Raw genomic sequence first — 21,875 nt, 5'->3', positions numbered from 1 at the left:
TCCCGATTGTTGCCCTTGATGGGGTGACCAAGTCTTTCGGGGCCGTGCGTGCATTGCGCGGGGTATCCCTTCGACTGATGGGCGGCGAGGCGCACGCGCTGCTCGGCGAAAATGGCGCGGGGAAGTCCACCTTGATCAAGGTGCTCGCCGGCGCGCATCGACCCGACACGGGAACCGTGCTCGTGGACGGTGCGCCGCGAAAATTCTCCGGACCGGCCGAGGCGAAGGCGGCCGGCATCGCGGTCATCTACCAAGAGCCAACCCTGTTCGGGGATCTCTCCGTCGCCGAGAACGTCTTCATGGGGCGGCAGCCGCTCAAGCGCGCGCGCCTCATCGACACGAAGGCCATGCGCGCCGCCAGCGCGGCGCTTTTTGCGCGACTCGGTGTCGATCTGGATCCCACGCGCCCCGCGCGCGGGCTCTCCATTGCCGATCAGCAGCTGGTGGAGATCGCGAAGGCGCTGTGCTCCGATGCGCGGGTGATCGTCATGGACGAGCCCACCGCGGCACTCTCCGGGCCGGAGGTGGAGCGGCTCTTCGGCGTGGTGGGCGCGCTGCGCGAGCACGGTGCAGCGGTGCTCTTCGTCTCGCACCGCATCGACGAAGTGTTCGCCCTTTGCCAGCGCGCAACCGTACTGCGCGACGGTGGCTTCGTTTGGTCGGGCCCCTTGTCGGAGCAGACGCCCGACGGCGTCGTCCGGCTCATGGTCGGCCGCGAGCTGGGCGCATTGTTTCCGAAGCAACAGGTGGACGCGGGCGAGGTCGTGCTCTCGGTGCGGCGGCTCACGCGCGAGGGTGTCTTCACGGACGTCTCCTTCGAGGTGCGCGCCGGTGAGATCGTGGGGCTCGCGGGCCTCGTTGGCGCGGGACGCAGCGAGGTGGCGCGCGCCATCTTCGGCGTGGACCGCGCGGACGCCGGCGAGGTGCGGGTGCGCGGCCAATTGGTGAAGCGAGGCTCACCCACCGCGGCAATGGACGCGGGCATCGGCTTCGTCCCCGAGGATCGGCGCCAACAAGGGCTGGTGATGGATGCCTCCATCGAACGAAACGCCGCACTGGCGTCGCTCGGGCGCCTCTCGCGCATGGGCTTTTTGCGAGCCAAGGACGAGCGTGCGCTGGCGCGGGACTGGGCGCTCAAGCTGCAACTGAAGTTCGCCAAGCTCACCGATCCGGTGGGCGTGCTCTCGGGCGGCAACCAGCAGAAGGTGGTGCTGGCGAAGTGGCTATCGCGTAGGCCGCGCGTCATCATGGTGGACGAACCCACGCGCGGCATCGACGTGGGAACCAAAGCGGAGGTGCACCGGCTGCTGTCATCCTTGGCCGCCGAGGGCGTGGCCATCCTGATGATCTCGTCCGAGCTTCCCGAGGTGCTCGGCATGGCCGATCGCGTGCTGGTCATGCGCGAAGGCCGCCTCACCGCGGAATTTTCGCGCGCCGAGGCCACCGAGGAGCGCATTGCCATCGCGGCCACGGGCGTTCGAGCCGAGGGAGGAACGGCGTGACAGGCCTTCTCGAGTGGGCGCGGCGGATCCGCGAACTGGGCATTCTGCTGGCACTGGGCCTGGTGGTGCTGGTGACGGCGCTGAACAATCCGTTGTTCGTGAGCGGCCAGAGCGTGCGCGATCTTCTGCTCAACACGTCGCTGGTGGCGTTGCTCACCGTCGGGCAGACGATGGTCGTGCTCACGCGCAACGTGGATCTCTCGGTGGGCTCCGTGCTGGGGCTCTCCGCCTTTCTCACGGCCGGTGCCTTCGTGCGGCATCCGGAGCTTCCCATTCCGGTGGGGCTCGCGTTCGGCGTGATCATCGGCGCCGCATGCGGGGCGCTCAACGGCGCCTTGGTCGCGGTGGGCCGGGTTCCGAGCCTGGTGGTCACCTTGGGGACGCTCTACGTGTTCCGCGGCTTGGACTACGCGTGGGCGCAGGGCAAACAGATCAACGCGGGCGATCTGCCCGATGCGCTGCTGGCCATGGGCGGAGGGCGCTGGCTCGAGGTGCCGTATCTCGTGCTCATCACGCTCGTGGTCATCGCCATCGCAGCGGTGCATCTGCACGGGTACCGCTCGGGGCGAGAGCTTTACGCCATCGGCTCGAACCCCGAGGCAGCCGTGCTCGCAGGCATCGCCGTCCGCCGTCGCGTGCTCGTCGCATTCCTCGTATCGGGCGCAGTGGCGGGCCTCGCAGGCACACTCTGGGCGGCTCGCTATGGAACGGTGGACGCCACGGCGGGAACGGGGCTCGAGCTCCAGGTGGTCTCGGCCGTCGTCGTTGGCGGCGTGGCCATCTTCGGCGGCAGCGGCACCGTCACCGGTGCGGCCCTCGGAGCGTTGCTCCTGACGACGATCAGCAGCGCGCTCATCGTGCTGCGCATTCCCGCCTTCTGGCAGCAGGCCATCACGGGCGCGCTGCTCTTGGCGGCGATTGCGCTCGATCGCATCGTGGCGCTTCGTTTGGCGGCGACGTTGCGGCGCCGTTCGCGCGGGGTGTCGGCATGAAGGCCCGCGCCTTTCTCCGATGGGAGACCGCGCTGTTCGTGCTCTTGCTGCTCATCGCCATCGTGGGCGCGGCACGCACCGATGGCGGGTTCCTCGCGGGCCAGAACCTGTTCTACCTCGGCTTGGACATCGGCGAGATCGCCATCATGGCGCTTCCGCTCACCTTGGTGATCGTCGCGGCCGAAATCGATCTCTCGGTGGCGTCGGTGCTCGGGCTCTCGAGCGCGCTGATCGGGGCGCTGTGGAACGCGGGCTGGGCGCTGGAGACGATTCTGCCCCTGGTGCTCCTCGTCGGTGCGGTGTGCGGTGCCTTCAATGGCGTGCTGGTGACCCGCATGGGTCTGCCATCGCTGGCCGTCACCATCGGGACCTTGGCCCTTTACCGCGGGCTCGCCCTCATCGTGCTGGGCGATCATGCCGTGGCCGATTTCCCTGCAACCTACACGCGATTCGGAACGACGCCGCTGCCGGGCACGCCCATCCCCTACCCCATCGCATTGTTCGCGATGCTCGCGGTCGTCTTCGGCCTCTTGCTGCACGCGACGGCGTTCGGGCGCGCGGTGTTTGCGCTGGGGGCCAACGAGGAGGCGGCGCGGTTTTCGGGCATCCGTGTCAAACGCAACAAGGAGCTGCTCTTCATCCTGAGCGGCGTGCTCTCGGCCCTCGCCGGCATCGTGTACACGTTCCGTTTCTCGAGCGCGCGCGCCGACAACGGTACCGGGCTCGAATTGGCTGTGGTGGCCGCGGTGCTGCTTGGCGGGGTCTCCATTTTTGGCGGGCGCGGAACCATCGGCGGGGTCATCCTGGCCGTGTTGGTCCTTGGCGCGCTGCGTAATGTTTTGATCCTTGCCGACACCTCGACGGAGGTGCTTACCGTCGTAACCGGCCTGCTTTTGCTGGCCAGCGTTCTGGCGCCAGCTATCATCCAAGGCATATTGAATCGTTTCAAACGTCCCATCGAAGGAGCGCCGTCGTGAACACGAGCAAGACTTTCATCAGTACCTTCGTCACGCTTTCCTGCACGGCCGCGCTGCTCACGGGCTGTGGCAAGACGACGAAATCCGACTCAGGGGGCGCCCCCTCGGCTTCGGCCAGCGCCGCGACCAACAGCGCCGCACCGTCTGCAAGTACCGCGGTGGCAAATCCGAGCGCGCCGTTGGCGAAGGATCTGAAGATCACGTTCCTCCCGAAGAAGGTGAACATTCCGTACTTCTCGGTGTGCGAGACGGGCGCGCAGAAGGCTGCAGGATCGCTCGGCGAGCAGCTCAAGGCGACGGGGCCGTCGGATGCTAGCGCGTCGTCGCAGGTGACGTACATCAACACGGCCGCGCAGCAGGGACAGAACGCGCTGCTCATCGCCGCCAACGACTCGAATGCCGTCGCTCCAGCGCTGAAGGCTGCACGCGCACGCGGCATGAAGGTGGTCGCATTCGACTCCGACGCGGCCGCCGATGCGCGCGACGTGTTCATCAACCAAGCGGCCACCGAGGACATCGGCGTGGGCCAGGTGAAGCTCATCTCGGAGGCCATCAAGGGCTCCGGCGAGATTGCGATTCTTTCGGCCACCGCCAACGCGACGAACCAAAACGCGTGGATCGCCGTGATGAAGAAGGAGCTCGCCAAGCCGGAATACGCGAACGTCAAACTCGTGGACATCGCCTACGGCGACGACGACGACCAGATCTCCTTCACGAAGACGCAGGGCCTTCTGCAAGCGCACCCCAAGTTGAAGGGCATCATTTCGCCGACGACCATCGGCGTGGCCGCAGCCGCGCGCTACCTCGACTCCTCCGAGTACAAGGGCAAGGTCGCCGTCACGGGCGTCGGTACGCCGAACCAGCTGCGCAAGTTCATCAAGAACGGCACCATGACCTCGTTCGCCCTCTGGGATCCCGCGAACCTCGGCTACCTCGCAACGTACGCCGCCGTGGCCCTTGCGTCGGGCCAGATCACGGGCAAGCCCGGCGAGAAATTCAAAGCGGGCGATCTCGGCGAATACACGATTGGACCCAACAGCGAAGTCGTCCTCGGCCCGCCCATCGTGTTCACCAAAGAGAACATCGACAAGTACGACTTCTAGCCCAGTCCACGGCTAGAGAGAATTCACATGAAGGCGGGAAGGCGGGAAGGTTTTTTTGTTTGGATCACGCTCTTCCGATTTGGATAACTATTGCCAAAACAACAAAACCTTCCCGCCTTCCCGCCTTCATGTTCAAATTCTCCTGAGTCAGCGCCCCTAATTGGGTTTTCCGCGCGAGGAGCGGAGCCAGGGGGTGGTCATGGGGGCGCGGCGGCCGCGGAGCCAGTAGGTGCGCATGGGGCCTTTGCCCTTGACGTCGATTTGGCCGCGTTCTTCGAGCTCGTAGTGGTCTTTGATGCGCTCGTAGGTGGCCTCGGTGACTTGGATGGCGCCTTCGACGCCGTGGGATTCCATGCGGCTGGCCGTGTTGACGGTGTCGCCCCACACGTCGTAAATGAACTTTTTCTTGCCGATGACGCCGGCCACGACGGGGCCGGTGTGCATGCCGATGCGGACTTGGATCGGCTCGCCGAGTTCGCGGCTGAATTCCTCCATGTAGCGGCACATCTCGAGGGCCATTTCGGAGGCGGCGTGGGCGTGGTCGTCCTTCGAAGTGGGCAGGCCTCCGGCCACCATGTACGCATCGCCGATGGTCTTGATTTTCTCGAGGCCGAGGCGATCGGCCAAGTCATCGAAGGTGCTGAAGATCGCGTTGAGGCGCCGCACCACCTCCGCGGGGGAGAGGCGCTCGGACATTTTGGTGAAGCCAACGATGTCCGAAAAGAGAACGGTCACCTGGGGGAAGCCGTCGGCGATGGTGCGACCCTGTTCGCGTTTGAGTCGCTCGGCAATCTTCGCCGGTAAAATGTTGAGCAAGAGGGCGTCGCTTCGCTCCTTTTCGAAATCCAGTTGGTCCATCTGCTCGTAGATGGTGCGGCGCTGCAGAAAGGCCTCGCGCGCTTGGAGCTCGAGCTGGTGTGCCACCAAGGTGCCGATGCCGCCCAGCACCACGATGGTGAGCACCATCGAGATGCGCACCATGGCAGGTGCATGCACGAGCACCAGATCGAAGAGCACGTACACGAAGAGCGTGAGCAGCGTGTAGAGCGCCTGCGTGAAGACGTTCATCTTCGCCACCAGGGGCCCGAGTGTGACGAAGAGAATCGCGAAGGAGCAGTAGATGAAGTACCCGTGCGTGGGCGCCACCGCCGCAATGGCGATGACCACGACGTTGCACGCCATGCCAAAGACGAGCATCGCCGGCTGGTGCCACTGCTCGTAGTATTTCGAGTACATCAGCGCCACCGCGAGCGCCGCCACCGGCCCGAACACGCCGTACCGCAAGGTCCATGCGAAGTTGCGCATGGTCGGGATCACCAGCGCATCATGCAGCCCGTACGCCAGGAACGCCGCCGCACTCAAGGTCATGCTGAACCGCGTGAAACCTTTGATCCCGCGCTCGAAATAATCCGCGCGAAACTGCTTCTCGAGCGCGCGATTGACGAACGTCGCAAAGATTCGGTGGGTCCGTGCGTCCATCGAGCTCGTGTCCGCGTCAGCCTAGCACGCCTCGGCCGATGCAACTTCGACGCACCGTTCCATGGTCGAGGTGTGGGAAAGATAACTTTACACGCAATGGTGAAAGAGATGCGGGGTGTGCTGCGTCCAAGGAAGCGGTGATGAAGCGGACAGGGTGGCTCGTAGCGGGCGTGGTGGTGGCGGCAGGGTGTGCGGCAAGCGGGCCCGTGCCACGGGGGCCCGTGGCGGCGAGCAAACCCGTCGAAGCGGCGCGGCCGGTGTTGATGCGGCCGGCGGAGATCGATGCGCGGATGCGGGCCGCGTGGAAGGAGAAGGGCATCGAGCCGGCGGAGCGCGTGGACGATGCGGGGTTCTTCCGCAGGGTGAACCTCGATCTGACCGGACGCGTGCCTGCGGCGGAGGCCGTGGAGGCGTTTCTCGCGGACAAGAGCGCGGACAAGAGGCAGAAGGCCATCGACGCGCTGCTTGCAAGCCCGGACTATGCCGAGCATTTCACCAACTATTGGGACCGCGTTCTCATGGGCCGCAACGTGCGCAAGAACGTGGACCATGCCGAGTTTCGGCGCTGGTTGCACGAGCAGCTCGAGAAGAACGTCGGCTACGACGTATGGGTGCGCGAGCTCGTGTCGGCCACCGGGCTCACCTCCGCGCCGCGCATGGCCGAGCAGCCGGTGAACGGCGCGGCCAATTGGTATTTGCGTTACATGGATAACCCGCCGGACCTGGCGGGGACGACGTCACGCCTGTTTCTCGGGGTTCGGATCCAGTGTGCACAATGCCATGATCACAAAACGGAAAAGTGGACGATGTCCGACTTCCAGGGCTTCACTGCGTCGTTCCTGTCAACCCGCGCGCGGCTCTTCTACGCCGACGACAAAGACAAGAAAGGCCTACGCGCGTACGACGTCGAGGATCTGGACCGGCCGCGCCGCGCGGCGAAACGTATGGATATTGCGGAATACAAATCGGCCGCGCCGCGCGCGCTCGATGGAACGGATCTTCTGAGCGGCGGCTCGAAGCCACGTACGGCGCTGGCCGAGTGGATCACCCGCAAGGACAATCCTTGGTTCGCGCGGGCCATCGTCAATCGGATGTGGGGCGTGATGCTCGGACGCGGATTCTCCGAGCCGGTGGACGATCTTCGGGAGTCGAACCCACCAGCGATGAAAGATTTGCTCGATACGCTTGCAAGCGACTTCGTAGCCAGTGGTTATGATTTGAAACATCTATTGCGGCTCATGGCCAATACCGAAGCCTATCAACTCACCGCGCGTCCGAGAGGGCAGCGCGGAGATGGCGCGGCTTGGTCTTATTACCACATGGAGCAACTCGGGCCGGACGAGTTGCTCGATTCGCTGATTCGCGCGACAGGGCTTCCCCGCGAAAAGGCGGAAAGGCAATTCAGTTTTCTCTTCGACGTCGACGAGGAGGATGATCACGACGACGAGTTCGATGGGACGATCACGCAGGCCCTCTGGTTGATGAATGGGAAGGTGATGCAGCGAAGCATCCAGATCGCGCCCGGCAGTGCGCTGGCCCAGGTGCTGTCCAAGCCGGGTGGCGACGAGGGAAAGATACGTGCACTGTACATGCGCACGGTTTCGCGGCCACCCACGGACGAGGAGACCACCCACTGGGTGACGTTCCTCAAGGGCCAACCCGTGCGCCAAGGCTACGAGGATCTGCTCTGGGTGCTTTTGAACTCGAGTGAATTTCTTTTCAACCACTGACGAGATGGGACCGGGATGAGCGCGATGCACTTTTCACGGCGGCAAGGATTGGTGGGCGGGTTGGCCGCGCTCATGACCATGGCGCTTCGAGCCGAGGCAGGGGCGGAGCCGAAGGCCGGCGCAAAGGCCAAAGCCTGCATCGTGCTGTGGCTCAATGGCGGCCCGAGTCACGTCGATACCTTCGATCCGAAGCCGGGCGGGCGCTTCAAAGCGATCAAAACCCGGGCCCGGGACCTCTGGCTCGCGGAGCACCTACCCCGCTTGGCCGACCATGGCGACAAGCTCGCGGTGATCCGCAGCATGACCAGCAAGGAAGGAAACCACGATCGTGCACGCTATTTGATGCACACCGGGTATATCCCCAATCCGACGGTGCGCCATCCTTCCTTTGGTGCGTGGGTGAGCCGCGAGATCGGCGCGACCTCGCCCGAGCTGCCGAATTTCGTGAGCATCGCGGGGCCCAGCATGGGGCCGGGCTTTCTCGGGCTTCAGCATGGGCCATTCATCGTCGACGATCCGGCGAAAAAGCCGGCCAACGTGGAGCTTCCCGCGGCGGTCGACGAAGCGCGATTTCAACGGCGCGAGGGCGCGCTTCGGGCCATGGAGGCGCGCTTCGATTTGGACGATCCGCAGATCAGCGGGCGCCAAGCGGTCTACGAGCAGGCGACGCGCTTGATGCACTCGCCGAAGCTCGCGGTCTTCGACATCGAGCAGGAGCCGGAGGCCGTTCGCAAGGCGTACGGCGACACCAAGTTCGGGCGCGGGTGCCTCTTGGCGCGCCGCCTGGTCGAGTCAGGCGTCAAGTTGGTGGAGGTGGTGCTCGATGGCTGGGATACGCACCAGGACAACTTCGAGCGCACGAGAAAGCTGATGGGCACCCTCGATCCGGCCTTGTCCTCGCTGCTCGCGGAGCTGCATGCGCGCAAGCTGCTCGACTCGACCTTGGTCGTGTGCATGGGTGAGTTCGGGCGCACGCCGCACATCAATGCGAAAGAGGGCCGCGATCATCATCCGGCCGCTTGGAGCGCTGTGCTTGCGGGAGGCGGCATCCGCGGCGGGCAGGTTTACGGTAAGACCGACAACGAAGGTGCAAAGGTGGTGGAGCGCCCCGTGACGGTGCCCAACCTGTTCGCCACGCTAACGACGCAACTCGGGATTGATCCGCACAAGATGGTGACGTCGCCGATCGGTCGGCCCATCGGTGTGACCGACGAAGGCGAACCGATTCGAGAGTTGATGACGTAGGAAAATATCGTCCCCTGGCATAATTTTATTATAGCTATTGGCGTGCGCGGCAGTAGTTTCGGACACATCCGTGGTACATACCAGTGGTGCTCGAGGACGACGCGCTCGGGTGGAATCTAGGGAGATACACGCTGCACGGCGAGATTGCGTCGGGCGGCATGGCGTCAGTCCACATCGGCCGCATGGTGGCCTCGGCGGGGTTTAGCAAGGTCGTTGCGATCAAGCGACTGCACGAGGAGTTCGCCGGCGATCCGGACTTCGTCACCATGTTCCTCGACGAAGCGCGGCTGGCCGCGCGCGTGCACCATCCCAACGTGGTGCAACCGCTCGACGTGCTCGCGGAGGGCGGTGAGGTCTTCCTCGTCATGGAGTACGTGCGCGGGGAGACGCTGGCCAAGTTGCAGCGCATTCTGCGGCCGATGGGGGAAAAGGTGCCGCTGCCGGTCGCAGGCGCCATCGTGGTCGGCGTGCTTCATGGCCTGCACGCCGCCCATGAAGCGAGGAGCGAGCTCGGGGAGCCGCTGGGCATCGTGCACCGGGACGTGTCGCCGCAGAACGTGCTCGTCGGAACGGACGGCACCGCGCGCGTGCTCGATTTCGGCATTGCCAAGGCGAGCGATCGCGCGGCCCACACGCGCGAGGGCGACCTCAAAGGCAAGATCGCGTACATGGCGCCCGAGCAGCTCGCGGGGGAGACGGAGCTTGACCGGCGCACGGATATCTTCGCGGCGTCCGTCGTTCTGTGGGAGCTGCTCACCGGGCGGCGCCTCTACGAATCGGAGTCGCAGCCGACGTTGCTGACGCGCTCGCGCTCGGACATCATTCAGCCACCGAGCCGGTTCTCGCCCGAGGTGCCCAGTGCGGTGGACGAGGTGGTGCGAAAGGGCCTCTCCCGCGCGCGAGAAGATCGCTTCGCGAGTGCGCGCGAGATGGCCATTGCGCTGGAAAGGGTGATGCCGCTCGCCACGCCATCGACGGTGGGCGAGTGGGTCGAGGAGATCGCGCACGAGTCGCTCTTGCGACGCGCCGCACGCATCGCGGAGATCGAGCAAGGCGCACGCGCGCCGGAGAGCGTGCGCGAGCAGGCACACGCGCTCTTGCAAGAGCTTCAGATCACGCGCACGCGCGAGCGGAGATCCATCGTGCCGGCGCCGCGCTCGTCCGCGATGGGGCTGGACGACTCGAGCCCGATGCTCTTCGAGGACTCGGCCATCCTGGTGGAACCTCTCAGTCCATTGCCGCTCGAGGACATCCCCAGCGCTCCAGAGACCGCGCCCGCGATACCGGAGGTGATGCCTGCGCTGTACGCGGATACCGAGCCGCAGTTCGATGCGAGGGTGCCGAACACGCGAAGGCAATTCGTCATCGCGGCCGTCTTCGCGCTGCTCACATTGGGGCTGCTCACGCTGTTGCTTCCCGTGTTCGTGAAGCGCTCGTACGTGCGTGCCGCGGCCCAGCGCGGGATCGCGTTGCACGTGGACAGCGTGGACCTGTCGTTCCAGGGTGTTCGGCTGCTCGGGTGTGCGGCCACATTTCCGGGTATGCCGGGCCTGGAGGTTCGCGCCAAGGCGCTCGACTTCGCCGCGGCGGAGGGCGGGACCCACGCGCTGACCGTGGAGCAGCCGGAGATCGCGCTCGACGGAGCCTACGTGCCCACGCTCGATGCACTGGAGCTCTATCTCGAGAAGCATCCCTTGCCGGAGGGCGACAGCGGGCTCGATCGCATGACCGTCCAAGGTGGCCAGCTTGCCTGGACGAAGGCCTTCGGAGAAAACACCCGGCTGGAGCTCGAAGGGATCCGCGGCGAAATGATGCGCGCGAACGAGCGCCATTTGGGGCAGGACTACACCTTCGAGGCCGAGCGGATCGGGGTGCAGACGCCGGTCGGTTCGTTCGGTCCCTGGCGGGGAGCGCTGACGCACACGGCGGCCTCGCTCGTGGCCAACGTGACGTTGGGAACGGATGCGGGCGAGCCATCGACGGCGACGTACATGGAGCAGGGCGTGGATGGGCCCGGGAGCATGACGACGTTCGAAGCCAAAATACCGCGTTCGGCGGTGGACCGCCTGGGGATCCCCAAGTCGCTCTTGGGCGCGGCACCGAAGGATGCGTTGCAGATCGAAGGCACCGTGCGCGGTGTGCGCGAGCACGCGAAGTTCGAGGTGCAGAGTGCGTTCGCGCTTCACGGCTCCACCAACGTGCGCTTTCAGGGGCGCGTGCTGGGCAACCCCCACGGCGCCCTCGAGATCGACGGCGGCGTGCTGACCTACGGCGCTTTTCGCGGGCGCCTATGGGGAGGCGCCACCTTCGTGCACGATGGCTTCCGCATCGAGGGAGCGTGGAAGAGCGCCCCGCGGCCATGCATCGGCGCCCACGATCCCGAGCCGGAGATCACGGTGCCCGAGCTGGCCGCCGATGTGCGGGGCCTGCAGCGCGCCGTCGCCGCGCCGACGCTGCCACATCAAACTGCGATGGGTGGTGTCTTCGTCTTCGACACGCGCGATCTCGCGCAGACACGCGTGACCGCGGTGGCGTCGAATCACTGCGACTAACCCGCGCGGCGGCGCGTGTAGCGCAGCGTGATCTCGGGCGTCCAGGTTTTGCCCCCATCGCGGGTGCCTTCCCAGCGCCAGTTCATGGCATCTTTCTCGATGTCGAAGAAGACCATGCGCTTTTGGGTGGTCACACCGTCTTTGGTTCGCGGGGGGCTGTAGAGGATCATCTGGCCGTTCTCGATGCCTCCGTAGTGCAGGAGGTAGCCACCCTGGTTGTCGACCCAAGTTTGTTTCCATTGGCTCTCGGACGGGATCCATTGCGACACGCTGGTGCCGGACCAAGGGCCATCGGGGCCATCGAGCGAGGTGAAGGTTTCCTCGATGACGCAGCCGTCGAACTTCTTCCGAATGCGATTCGTTCCGTGGGAGGTGACCCAGGGTTTGGACAGGTCGTCACCCGGGTGGCTGCGCATGAGCACGTCCCAGTCGCCGAGCCAGAAGTCGAATTGGCGGCGCTCCGGTGTGGAGCACGCGGCCGTGGGGGTGCTGACTTCCGTGGACGTGGGGAGTGCGGTCGTCGCCGAGCATCCGGCGAGGAGGAGGAACACGAAGGAAAAACGCATGGAAACAACGTGCAACGGGGTGCGGCGACGGCGCTTTCGAAATCTTGCGCTCTCCTAGGATGGGGCCGACGCGACCTTACGCGCTGCGGAATGCTCGGGGAGCCTGGCCGAACGTGCGGCGGAAGGACTCCGTGAAGTGGCTATGGCTCGAGAAGCCCAGGTCCAGTGCGATGTCCGTGAGATCGCGCTGCGGATCGCGCACTTCCTCCAAGGCGACGTGCATGCGCAGCTTCATGCGCTTCGCGTGGATGGTCGTGCCGGTGTGGGCACGAAAGACGTGGGCCAGGTGGAACGGGCTGTAGCCCACGGACTTGGCCAAGTCGTCCAGCGAGAGGGGCTCGCGGTAACGCGTGGCCAAGGTGCGCTCGATGTGATCGACGACGGCCTTCTGCAGACGCCATGGCGCGGGGGCCTCCCTTCGCGCGGCGCGTCCGAGCCCGCGGTTCGCATACGCGTGCGCCACGGTTTGGGCGAGCAGGGTGTAGAGCGCCTCCTCGATATCCAATATATCGGGCCTGTCCCCGCGCATGACCCGCTCGGAAATGCGGCGCTGGAGCAGGAATGACGCGCTATCGACGGGCGCGTGCGTCAGCGCGAAAGGACGGCCGGGGCGATCGGCCGCGGCAGGATCGTACGGACGCACCGCCGCGGCGACGGTGGCCACATCGAACGAGAACCACTCGCAGCGATCGCCGGCGTCGCAGAGCGCCTCGCGGCGAAACTCTTGCCCGCGGTTGAAGAACTTCACGATGGAGGGGTCGGCCACGATGCTCCCCTCCCCCGCATGGGCCACGAGCACGGGAAGCCGCGGAAACGTGATGAGCCACCCGCTCGTGGGCCCGCTATCGGTGAACCACGGATTGCGACGCGAGCAACGAAATTGCCCAACGCGCAAGGCCCCGCGGTGAAACATCACCTCCGCGGGGCCTACCCGATCTTCGACGACGGCGTACGGTGCGCGGTCCTTCAGCGCCACCCTGTCAGTCTAGCGCAGGCTTTCCGACGAATTCTTCGCGAATTTCCTTGGAGCCATAGGGCCAGATTTTCTCGAGCTTTGCCCAGATCATGAAGGCGCCGATGCCCAGGGCGAGCCACACCAGGCTAAAGATGATCGGCTGCGTACCTGCGCTGGCGTAGAGGTAGATCCAACCGGCGAGCGCGATGATGCACGGGAGCGGGTACAACCATTGGCGGTAGGGCCGGTGGAGATTCGGCTGGCGCTTGCGGAGCACGATCAGGGCGACGATCTGCGCGACGGATTGCACCAGAACGAAGACCGCCGTGAGAACGGCGATGACCTGCGTGAGATCGAAAAGCGACCCGATGGCAGTGATGACGCCGAGAATGAGCAGCGAGATGTGCGGGAAGTGCGACTTCGGGTGAAGCTTTCCGAAGAGCGGGAGGAAGACGCGATCGCGCGCGGCCTCGTAGGGAACGCGGGAGCCACCGAGCAGACCCGCGAACACGGAGGCAAACGCGGTGATGATGATGAGGCCCGTCAGAATGTTGGCCGCCGTCTTGCCCCACGCGGTCTCGACGACCAGCGAGGCGATGGACGAGGACTTCGCCACCTCTTGCCAGGGGAGGACACCGAGCACGCCGACCTGCAGAAAGAGGTAAAGGCCCATGATGCCCAGGATCGAGTACACGATGGACCGAGGCAGCGCCCGCCCGGGGTTCTTCACCTCGGCGGCGAGATAACAGGAGTTGTTGTACCCGAGGTAGTCGTAGACGGCGATGATGAGCGCCGCGCCAAGGCCGGTGAAGAAGGAACCGCCCATTTTGAAGGCGCCCTCGGGATAGGCGAACGCGTACTCGGAGTGGAAGTGCGAGTACGATGCAATGATCACCCCGAAAACGGAGATGAGCATCACGTAGAAGAACGCGTTGTTTAGCTTGTTCACCTCGCCGATGTTCCGGTACAGCGCGGCGATCACGACCCCCACGACGCCAATGCCCACGATGTGGCCCGTCATGTTGGCGTGACCTTCCGCGTCAACGACCGCGGGGACCAGGTAGCCGAGGTACTGCACCAAGCCAATGACGCCGGTGCTCATGAGGAGCGGGATGAAGAGGATCGCCGTCCAAACGAAGAGAAACGGCATCAGGCGCCCGGTTCGGTACTGAAAAGCTTCGCGCAGGTACACGTAGGTGCCGCCCGCACTTGGCATCGCCGCGCCAAGCTCCGCCCAGACCAGACCGTCCGCGAGAACGATCAAAGCTCCGACGATCCATCCGAAAATGGCCTGGGGCCCCCCAAGGGTGGCCACCATGGTGGGAATGGTGATGAACGGGCCGATCCCGCACATCTGTGTCATATTCATCGCCGTCGCCCCGAGCGTCCCGATGCGCCGTTCCAATCCCTGAGGAGCTCCGACGTCTGCGCTCGATCTGGAGGCGTCACGCGAGGCCTCCAAGTGCGTTTCGCTCATCACGATCCACCTCCAATGCTGGTGAGGACGATTAGTTAAGAAACTTTCTTAACATATCCAACTGGTCAGGGGAACCATGAAGGTCGTACACTCGCCTCGTCCCGTGAGCAAAGTAGCCAGCATCACCAAAGTCACCGACGTCCGAGTCCCTCAGGTTGGCACCCCCGCGAGCATGCGCGAGCTAAATCAGCGCATCGTTCTGACGCGTTTGCGATCGGGTGGTGCGGCAACGAGGCCGCAACTGGCCAAAGACACGGGGCTTTCCAAGCCTACCGTGGGTCAGGCGTTGCTCGAGCTCGAGCAGAGTCGATTGGTCCGCACGATTGGGCGGACGTCGGCCGGTTTGGGCCGATCGGCCATTTTGTACGAATCGAACCCCTCCGCCGGGCACGTGATGGGCATCGACATCGGGCGCGCGCGCATCCGTGTGGCGGTGGCCGATCTCGCGGGCACGGTGGTGGCTCGGATCGACGAGCCAAATCGCTGCGCGACGGCGCGCGCGCTGGTGAAGACGGTGAACCAGCTCGCGAACAAGACGGTGCGCGAAGCGGGGCTCGACCTCGAAGACATGGTGGCGAAGGTCGTGGGCAGCCCAGGCGTGCCCGATCCGCGCGGACGCATTCTGCACTACGCACCGAATTTGCCCGACTGGGGGCGGAAAGGGCTGCTCGATGAATTGGAGGCCGCGTTGGGGGTGGGGCTCGTGGTGGAAAACGATGCGAACCTCGCGGCGGTGGGCGAGCACGCGCGTGGTGCTGCGAAGGGTGCAAGCTCGTTCGTCTGCGTGGTGATCGGAACCGGTATCGGTATGGGCATCGTGCTCGATGGGCGCTTGTACCGAGGCGCGCACGGCGCCGCGGGCGAGGTGGGGTACCTGCCCTTCGGCTGGAGCAGCGACGAGAATGGCAGCGGCACGAAGAAGACGCCGTCCGCACGGGGGCTCATGGAGGCCGCCGCGGCGGGGGATTCCGTGCTCAAGTTGGCGAAGAGCGAGAACCTGCGCGACGCGCAGTCGGCGCTCGACGTGTTCGTGATGGCGCGCAACGGCAATGAGCGCGCACGGCGCATCGTCACCGAGGAGGCCGCGCGATTGGCTTACTTGGTGGCCTCGGTGTCGGCCGTGCTCGATCCGGAGCTGGTGGTGCTGAGCGGCGGCATCGGCAAGAGCGCCGATCTTCTCGCCGGTCCGATGGACAAGGCGCTGCGCGGGCTCACGCCGCTGGTACCCCGCATCGTCGCGAGCGAGCTTGGAGAAGACGCGGTCCTCACGGGCGCCATTTCCATCGGGCTGCGCTCGGCCGAGGACATCGTGTTCGACCGCCGCAACGAAGCCGTCGCGGATTAGGGGGTACCGGGTTTCTCGTTGAAGCGAGACGCGACCAATGGGGGACGCGCTGGCGCGGCCGGGACGGGACGGGACGGGACGGGACGGGACGGAGGACAAACGAGTGCGCGATTGCGCATCCGCGCAATCTCAGACGTTCTTCTTCTGGCCTTCTCTCTGCCAGATAAAAATGAGGGTAGGAAAAGTTCCGGTAGATGCGAGCAGTTTTTGCGCTGCTTCCCCAACGAGGTCTTCGGCTACCGGTCCGCGCCCGCAGCGCCTCCCGTCACCGCTCCGCATGTTGTTCCCGCTGGCGAGGCTCCCGTAGGAGTGGTTCCTCGCTATCAACGGGCACGTGGAGGGCTGTTGCGTCCCACTCGTACCTGTCGCAACCCATCATCTTGATCTGCGACCTTGCGGGCGCGGGGTCCGGAGCACCGCGCAGGCAAGGCCTGCCCCGATGCATTGCCAATGCGGTGCCAATTCGCATCCACGGGAAAATGCGCCCAACCGCGCGGCGCCGACCTGTCCCGGACAGATTTCCACCTGTCCGGGACACCCACGGCCGACCCCACCACGCGCTCTGCGCATGGCTGGCAAGGGTGCGGCTAGGAAGGCAGTGAAGGGACGAGGCGGCGCGCCAGTTGGACGGCTTCGCCGACGCCGGTGCCCCAGAGAAGCATGGTGGCGTAATCGCCAAGAGAGCCGAAGCTCGGATTGGGGAAGTAGAGCACGGACATACCGGCGAGAACGACGAGCAGTGCGCTGAGGCGATCGAACATGCGCTGATCGCGCAGGAGCTCCAGGGTCAACGATGCATGGCCCGGCAGCGCGGGATCGCTGTCACGTGTGCGACGCCAATTTCGCCATGCGATGAATCCGACGTAGAGGAACAGGGATAGAACGGCGACAGGAGCCAGCCCGCCGAGAAACATGACGTCGAACGATGACGGCCCCGCGACAGCGGCCCGCGGTGCGGGCGAAGGCTTCGCGGTCACGGGGGCATCGGGCAGACGCGGACGCGGGGTGGCCGTCGGTTGCGGGCTCGCCGTCGGCGCTGGCGGCGAGGAAAGATCCGGGGGAGCGGACGTCGAAATCGACGGCGGACGGCCGGAGCCGGCTTCTTTGACGTCGAGGCTCGAGAATTGGACGCCGGCAACCGCGATGGCGGCGCCGACGGCCAGTCCCAATCCAGCAAGGACGACCAGGTTCGCACCGCGTCGCGCTTCGGGCGGCGCCAACGACCCCGGGGACGAACGCGACACGGCAGGCGTCGACATGCCGGCGCGCGAGATCTCCGGCTCCTCGCTCGCGCGTGAGGCGCTCACGGGCATCGAGGGGACCACGTGAAGGACCGGCGCGCGGCGCGGGTCGGCATCGCTGCGCCGTCGCAACGCCTCGGCATCTTCGAGGAGGCTCTCCAGATCGCCCGCATCTTCCGTCAATTGCTGCAGAATGCGATCGGCGCTGTCGCGGATCTCCCCCTCGCCAGTGTGCGTGCCGATCCACTGCAGTTGATCGTAGATCTGCTTCATGCGGGCGAGGCGATCGGCCGCGTCGATGAGGGTACTCGAGAGACTTACCAGCTCGGCCTCGGTGAGCAGGTCGGCGGGCGCGAGGGCAGCGGCAACACGCGCGAGCGTCGGGGAATTCTCCAGCGCGCGGCGCACGTCGCCAGTCGCCTTGGTGAGCAGCTCGACGCGGTCCTCCGCGAGGCGCCTCGCTTGACGATGAAGCGAGGTAACGCTCCGCACCAACTCGTCCAAGGCCTCGAGGCCCTTTCCGCCCGGCTGCCATCGCGCGCGTTCCGTGTCATCGAGTGCGTCGTCGTAGGCCTTGAGCGCCGCCGTTACCTCGCGATCGAGCAGCAGCGGCCGGGCCGCTCCCCCTGTCGCATCGCACATGCGCGTGATGCCCCCAGGGCGCATCTCCCCCGGAATGCGGCGCAGATCTTCCAGGGCCGCCGCCTGCTCCTGTCGCCCGCGTTCGAGAATCGCCGCCAATCGCACGCGCAACTGCTGCCGCGGCCGATCCCTCTTGTTGAAGCGGTCCAGGCTGCCGACCAAGAGAAGCCCGCACACCAACACGATGAGAGGCCACGCCGGTGCATCGCGCACGTGGACCTCCACCTTGGTCGCCACGTCGGGGCGCGCATGAATGCTCCCCTCGTACGTACCCGCGCCGGTGATGCCGCGAACGCTGTAGTCATCGCCGCTTCGAACTACCGTGCCGATGCCGCCTTGCGGTGAACCCACGAAGCCCACGATCCCTCCGCCAGGATCGCCGGTGCCCACGTTGAGCGGCTCGATGCGGACCATCGAGGTGAAAGGAATGAGGTGCCAGCCGACGAAGTGCAACTGCTCCGCCATCGGCGTCGGGCTCTCCGATACCACGGAGACATCCCTCCGCACGAACGACCCATCGCTGGAGGAGAGCACCAGTTGATCGCTCGACACCGTCGCCGTGTTGGAGACCGAGATGACGAACACCGTCTCGGACGCCGCAGGCACCGTGACCGTGGCCGGTTCCACGATCTCTACGACCGAGGGTTGCCCCGCGGTCGAAAGCGTCAGCTGGACCGGTTGCGCACTCGCGTTGAATGCGGCCACGGCCCATGGATGCGCCTTGTCGGCCGTCGAAAGGACGATGGGCCGCACATCCTTGAATTGAGCCCCCTGCCCTGGCACGCACTGACTATAGCGCGTTAGGGCAGCTCGGGGAGCTGCACCGGCTTTTGCGCAGCACCCGGCTTCGGCGGAATGTGCGACATCGCGTGTTCGGCCATGGCGGTGATGGTCAGGCTTGGGTTCACGCCGAGGTTCGCCGGAACGATGGAGCCGTCGACGACGTAGAAGTCGTCGTAGCCAAAGAGGTGGCTCTTGGGATCCACGGCGCCGTCGTCCGGCGTCAGGCCGATGGGGCATCCCCCTAAAATGTGCGCCGTCGAAGCCTTGTTGAAGAGAACCTCGAGCAGCCCGCTCTGGGCGATGCCGTTCATCTTTTTGGCCATGAGCTGCGCGATGCGGTTCGCGATGGGAATGTACACGGGCACGGGGCGGTCGCCCACGAGCGAGGTGTCCAGCTTGCGCGAGAAGGGCCAGTACCAGCGCCGCCGCATCGAGTAGCGCAGGTAATTGTCCACCGGCTGCATCACCAGCAAAATTGCGGTGCGCTTGGCCCAGCCGAAGGGAATGTGCACCTGCACGAACTTGATCGGATGCCGCACGATGTTGCCGATCCAGCGCAGCCAACGCGGGATGCTCCCCTCGCCGCCCGTGAGGATCGTGGCGAGCAAGGTCATCGAATCCGAACCCGCGGGGTAGCGCACGATCTCGATGTGCGTGTTGTCGTCGACGTACGCGCCGCTCGTGATGGCGATGCCGCGCGAATAGTCGACATCGTTGCGGCGCGAACGCACCGCCAACAGGGCCTCGCTGTTCGTGCGCACGAAGTTCCCGAGCTGCTCGGAGATCTTCGGCAAGGAGCCGTTTTCCTTGCAGCGCATGAGCAGCTCCACGGTGCCGAACGATCCCGCGGAGACGACCACGCCTTTGACGCGCATCGTGCGGCGCCGGCGTGCGCCGATCGAGCGCTCCATGGTGAGCTCGTAGCCACCGCCCTCCAGCGGACGGATGTCGCTGACCTTCGTCTCGGGGATGACCTCGGTGCCCCGTTTCTCTGCAAGGTACAAGTAATTCTTGTCCAGCGTGTTCTTCGCCTCGTACCGGCAGCCCACCATGCAGCCGCCGCAGCGCACGCAGCCGGTGCGCTCGGGGCCTTCGCCGCCGAAGAATGGGTCGGGCGCCTTCACACCGGCCTCCCCGAAATAGACGCCGACGGTGTGGCGATGAAAGGTGTGGCCGCGTCCCAATTCGTCGGCCACGTCTTTGAGGATTTGGTCCGTCTCCACGATGAACGGGCTCTCGACGGCTCCGAGCATCCGCTTGGCGAGCGCGTAGAACGGCTGCAGCGTCTTCTGCCAGTCCATGCCGACCCAACGCGGATCCTGAAAGGCCGCCGCCGGCGGATGGATCAACGTGTTCGCGTACACCAGGCTGCCACCGCCCACGCCCGCCCCATGCAGGAAGAAGACGTCGCGCAGAAGGGTCATCTGGAAGATGCCGTGAAGGCCCCACGAGGGTTTCCAGAAATAGCGGCGCAGATCCCAGGTGGTCTTGGCAAAGTCCTGCGGGCGCCAGCGCTTGCCCATTTCGATGACGGCAACGCGATAGCCTTTTTCCGACAGGCGCAGCGCCGAGACGCTGCCACCGAAGCCCGAGCCGATGATCGCGTAGTCGTAGTCGAAGTCGGTCATTGGCTCTTGGCGTCGCTCCTCTGCTCCTTAGCCTCCTCCGGTATTGACTCCGAGTCAACGCTTCGCGGAGCCTCGGCGAGCTCGGCCTCGCTGTGGGGCGGGCGCAAGGTGCGCAGGAACACGGTGAGCGAGGAAGCGGCGGCGCGAAGGACGCGTTCGACCAGGCTCGCTTCCTCGGCGCTGTCCTGCGTAGCGCCCTCGATGGGCACGTCGAAGATCACGGTCGGTCCGCTGGTGCGGTGCATGGTGGCCCCGGCGCCGAGGAGAAGCTTCATCATGGGCTCGTTCTCACGCAGCACCTCGGCGCGAAATCGCTTCACGCCGATCGTGCGCGCTTTCTCGACGAGCACCGAGAGCAAGATGCGGCCGAGTCCCTTGCGTTGCGCATTGTCCATGACGGTGACGGCGGCTTCGGCGATTTCCGGATCTTCCTCGAGCCGGATGAAGCGCGCGACGCCGAGGCCGTCCTCCACCTTCAAATCGAGCGAGTCCACCACCGCGACGATGGCCACGTGGTTGTATCCGTCCACGTCGGTCAAATAGCGAACGGCTTCGTCCGTGAGCACGTTGACGCTGGAGAAGAAGCGGCGGTAGCGCGACTCCGGCGAAAGGCGGTCGAACCCGGCGCGCAACATGTCGGCGTCGGAAGCGCGAATCGCGCGCACGGTGACCTTCGTGCCGTCTTGGAGAACGTGCTCGCTCGGCTTATCCGGTTCCACGTGGGGTGTTACACAATATCACTTTGCGTAGCGATCCGTCGCCTCGACGAGCTCGTGGGCGGTGCCGGGCTCGAACGCGCTGTGTCCCGCATCGGGTACGATTTTGAGCTCTGCCTCGGGCCATGCACGATGCAAAGCCCATGCATTTTCCATGGGGCAGCCAACGTCGTAGCGTCCCTGGACGATCGTTGCCGGAATGTGACGAATGCGTTTCACATTTTCGAGCAGAGCGCCGTCCGATTCGAGGAAGCAGCCGTTCACCACGTAGTGGCAATCGATGCGGGCGGTGGCCAGTGCCGTGGGATCGTCGTGGGCTTTCGCGATCGCGCCCTCGTCCCGCAAAAGCGTCCACACGTGGGCCCCCCACAGAGCCCAGGCGCGTGCGGCATCCGCCTGAACCCGCGGATCGTCGCTGGTCAATCGGCGGTAGTAGGCACGCGCCAGATCATGCCGCTCGTTTTCCGGGATGTGGCCCGCATAGCCTTCCCACGCATCGGGGTAAAAGGCGTTGGTGCCCGGGCCCTGATTGAGCCAGTTGCATTCCGCCTTGCGTCCCAAAAAGATGCCGCGGAGCACCAGCTCGGTCACCCGCTCGGGGTGCGTCTGCGCATAGGCCAGCGAGAGCGTGCTGCCCCACGAGCCACCGAAGACCTGCCATTTTTCAATGCCCAGGTACGTGCGCAGCGCCTCCATGTCCGCCACGAGGTGCCACGTCGTGTTGTCCACGAGCGAGCCGTTCGGCGTGCTCTGGCCGCAGCCGCGCTGATCGAACAGGACGATGCGGTACTTCGTCGGGTCGAAGAGGCGGCGCTGGCGCGGGTTGGTTCCCGCACCGGGGCCGCCGTGAACGAAAATCACCGGCTTGCCCTCGGGGTTGCCGGACTCCTCCCAGTAGATCTCGTGAACGTCGGAGACGCGCAGCATCCCCGAGCGATTCGG

Annotated in this window: 16 protein-coding genes; 8 read left to right on the top strand and 8 right to left on the bottom strand. The window is 65.4% G+C overall.

Features of this window, described 5'->3' with window-relative positions; genetic code table 11:
- Positions 1-23 precede the first annotated feature (23 nt).
- The 4 genes from LZC95_09515 to rhaS are packed head-to-tail and all read left to right on the top strand — an operon-like array spanning position 24 to position 4,574.
- Positions 24-1,502 carry a sugar ABC transporter ATP-binding protein gene (locus tag LZC95_09515; protein WXA97071.1) on the top strand — a complete coding sequence of 493 codons (1,479 nt, stop codon included), beginning with the start codon at positions 24-26 and terminating at the stop codon, positions 1,500-1,502.
- On the top strand, positions 1,499-2,494 hold the full coding sequence (locus tag LZC95_09510; protein WXA97070.1) for an ABC transporter permease: 996 nt from the start codon (positions 1,499-1,501) through the stop codon (positions 2,492-2,494). The genes LZC95_09515 and LZC95_09510 overlap by 4 nt, the downstream gene beginning before the upstream one ends.
- A complete protein-coding gene (locus LZC95_09505) occupies positions 2,491-3,471 on the top strand; it encodes an ABC transporter permease (protein WXA97069.1) in 981 nt (326 codons plus the stop codon). Before LZC95_09510 ends, LZC95_09505 begins: the two co-directional genes overlap by 4 nt.
- Positions 3,468-4,574, top strand: coding sequence for a rhamnose ABC transporter substrate-binding protein (rhaS, locus tag LZC95_09500; GenBank protein ID WXA97068.1), 1,107 nt, complete (start codon positions 3,468-3,470; stop codon positions 4,572-4,574). Before LZC95_09505 ends, rhaS begins: the two co-directional genes overlap by 4 nt.
- Positions 4,575-4,730: 156 nt before the next feature.
- Here rhaS and LZC95_09495 read toward each other — a convergent pair whose 3' ends face one another.
- On the bottom strand, positions 4,731-6,053 hold the full coding sequence (locus LZC95_09495; GenBank protein ID WXA97067.1) for an adenylate/guanylate cyclase domain-containing protein: 1,323 nt from the start codon (positions 6,051-6,053) through the stop codon (positions 4,731-4,733).
- 140 nt (positions 6,054-6,193) lie between these two features.
- Between LZC95_09495 and LZC95_09490 the strand changes: the two genes are divergently transcribed.
- The 3 genes from LZC95_09490 to LZC95_09480 all read left to right on the top strand — a co-directional run bounded on the left by LZC95_09490 (position 6,194) and on the right by LZC95_09480 (position 11,580).
- Positions 6,194-7,783, top strand: a complete 1,590-nt coding sequence (locus tag LZC95_09490; protein ID WXA97066.1) for a DUF1549 and DUF1553 domain-containing protein — start codon at positions 6,194-6,196, stop codon at positions 7,781-7,783.
- Between the two features lie 15 nt (positions 7,784-7,798).
- Positions 7,799-9,028, top strand: a complete 1,230-nt coding sequence (locus LZC95_09485; GenBank protein ID WXA97065.1) for a DUF1501 domain-containing protein — start codon at positions 7,799-7,801, stop codon at positions 9,026-9,028.
- Positions 9,029-9,114: 86 nt separating this feature from the next.
- Positions 9,115-11,580, top strand: coding sequence for a serine/threonine protein kinase (locus LZC95_09480; GenBank protein ID WXA97064.1), 2,466 nt, complete (start codon positions 9,115-9,117; stop codon positions 11,578-11,580).
- Here the strand turns inward: LZC95_09480 and LZC95_09475 are convergent.
- The 3 genes from LZC95_09475 to LZC95_09465 all read right to left on the bottom strand — a co-directional run bounded on the left by LZC95_09475 (position 11,577) and on the right by LZC95_09465 (position 14,578).
- Positions 11,577-12,146 (bottom strand): DUF1579 domain-containing protein, encoded by a 570-nt coding sequence (locus LZC95_09475; protein ID WXA97063.1) that lies wholly within the window; start codon positions 12,144-12,146, stop codon positions 11,577-11,579. The two genes, LZC95_09480 and LZC95_09475, sit on opposite strands and share 4 nt — an antisense overlap.
- A gap of 76 nt (positions 12,147-12,222) precedes the next feature.
- Positions 12,223-13,122, bottom strand: coding sequence for a helix-turn-helix transcriptional regulator (locus tag LZC95_09470; protein WXA97062.1), 900 nt, complete (start codon positions 13,120-13,122; stop codon positions 12,223-12,225).
- Positions 13,123-13,126: 4 nt separating this feature from the next.
- Complete coding sequence (locus tag LZC95_09465) at positions 13,127-14,578, bottom strand: APC family permease (protein WXA97061.1); 1,452 nt, start codon at positions 14,576-14,578, stop codon at positions 13,127-13,129.
- 103 nt (positions 14,579-14,681) lie between these two features.
- Between LZC95_09465 and LZC95_09460 the strand changes: the two genes are divergently transcribed.
- A complete protein-coding gene (locus LZC95_09460; protein WXA97060.1) occupies positions 14,682-15,923 on the top strand; it encodes an ROK family protein in 1,242 nt (413 codons plus the stop codon).
- Positions 15,924-16,510: 587 nt separating this feature from the next.
- Here LZC95_09460 and LZC95_09455 read toward each other — a convergent pair.
- The 4 genes from LZC95_09455 to pip are packed head-to-tail and all read right to left on the bottom strand — an operon-like array spanning position 16,511 to position 21,860.
- Complete coding sequence (locus LZC95_09455; GenBank protein WXA97059.1) at positions 16,511-18,589, bottom strand: hypothetical protein; 2,079 nt, start codon at positions 18,587-18,589, stop codon at positions 16,511-16,513.
- Between the two features lie 17 nt (positions 18,590-18,606).
- The gene (locus tag LZC95_09450) at positions 18,607-20,217 is read right to left on the bottom strand and encodes a GMC family oxidoreductase (protein WXA97058.1); all 1,611 of its coding nucleotides are present in this window, start codon (positions 20,215-20,217) and stop codon (positions 18,607-18,609) included.
- The gene (locus LZC95_09445; protein WXA97057.1) at positions 20,214-20,936 is read right to left on the bottom strand and encodes a GNAT family N-acetyltransferase; all 723 of its coding nucleotides are present in this window, start codon (positions 20,934-20,936) and stop codon (positions 20,214-20,216) included. The genes LZC95_09450 and LZC95_09445 overlap by 4 nt, the downstream gene beginning before the upstream one ends.
- Positions 20,937-20,954: 18 nt before the next feature.
- Complete coding sequence (gene pip, locus LZC95_09440) at positions 20,955-21,860, bottom strand: prolyl aminopeptidase (GenBank protein ID WXB00314.1); 906 nt, start codon at positions 21,858-21,860, stop codon at positions 20,955-20,957.
- Positions 21,861-21,875: the final 15 nt, after the last annotated feature.

This window comes from Sorangiineae bacterium MSr12523 (assembly GCA_037157775.1).
Taxonomy (GTDB): Bacteria; Myxococcota_A; Polyangia; order Polyangiales; family Polyangiaceae; genus Pendulispora; species Pendulispora brunnea.
Note: the sequence above shows the minus strand (reverse complement) of the source record. Positions and strands in the feature narration are given on the sequence as shown.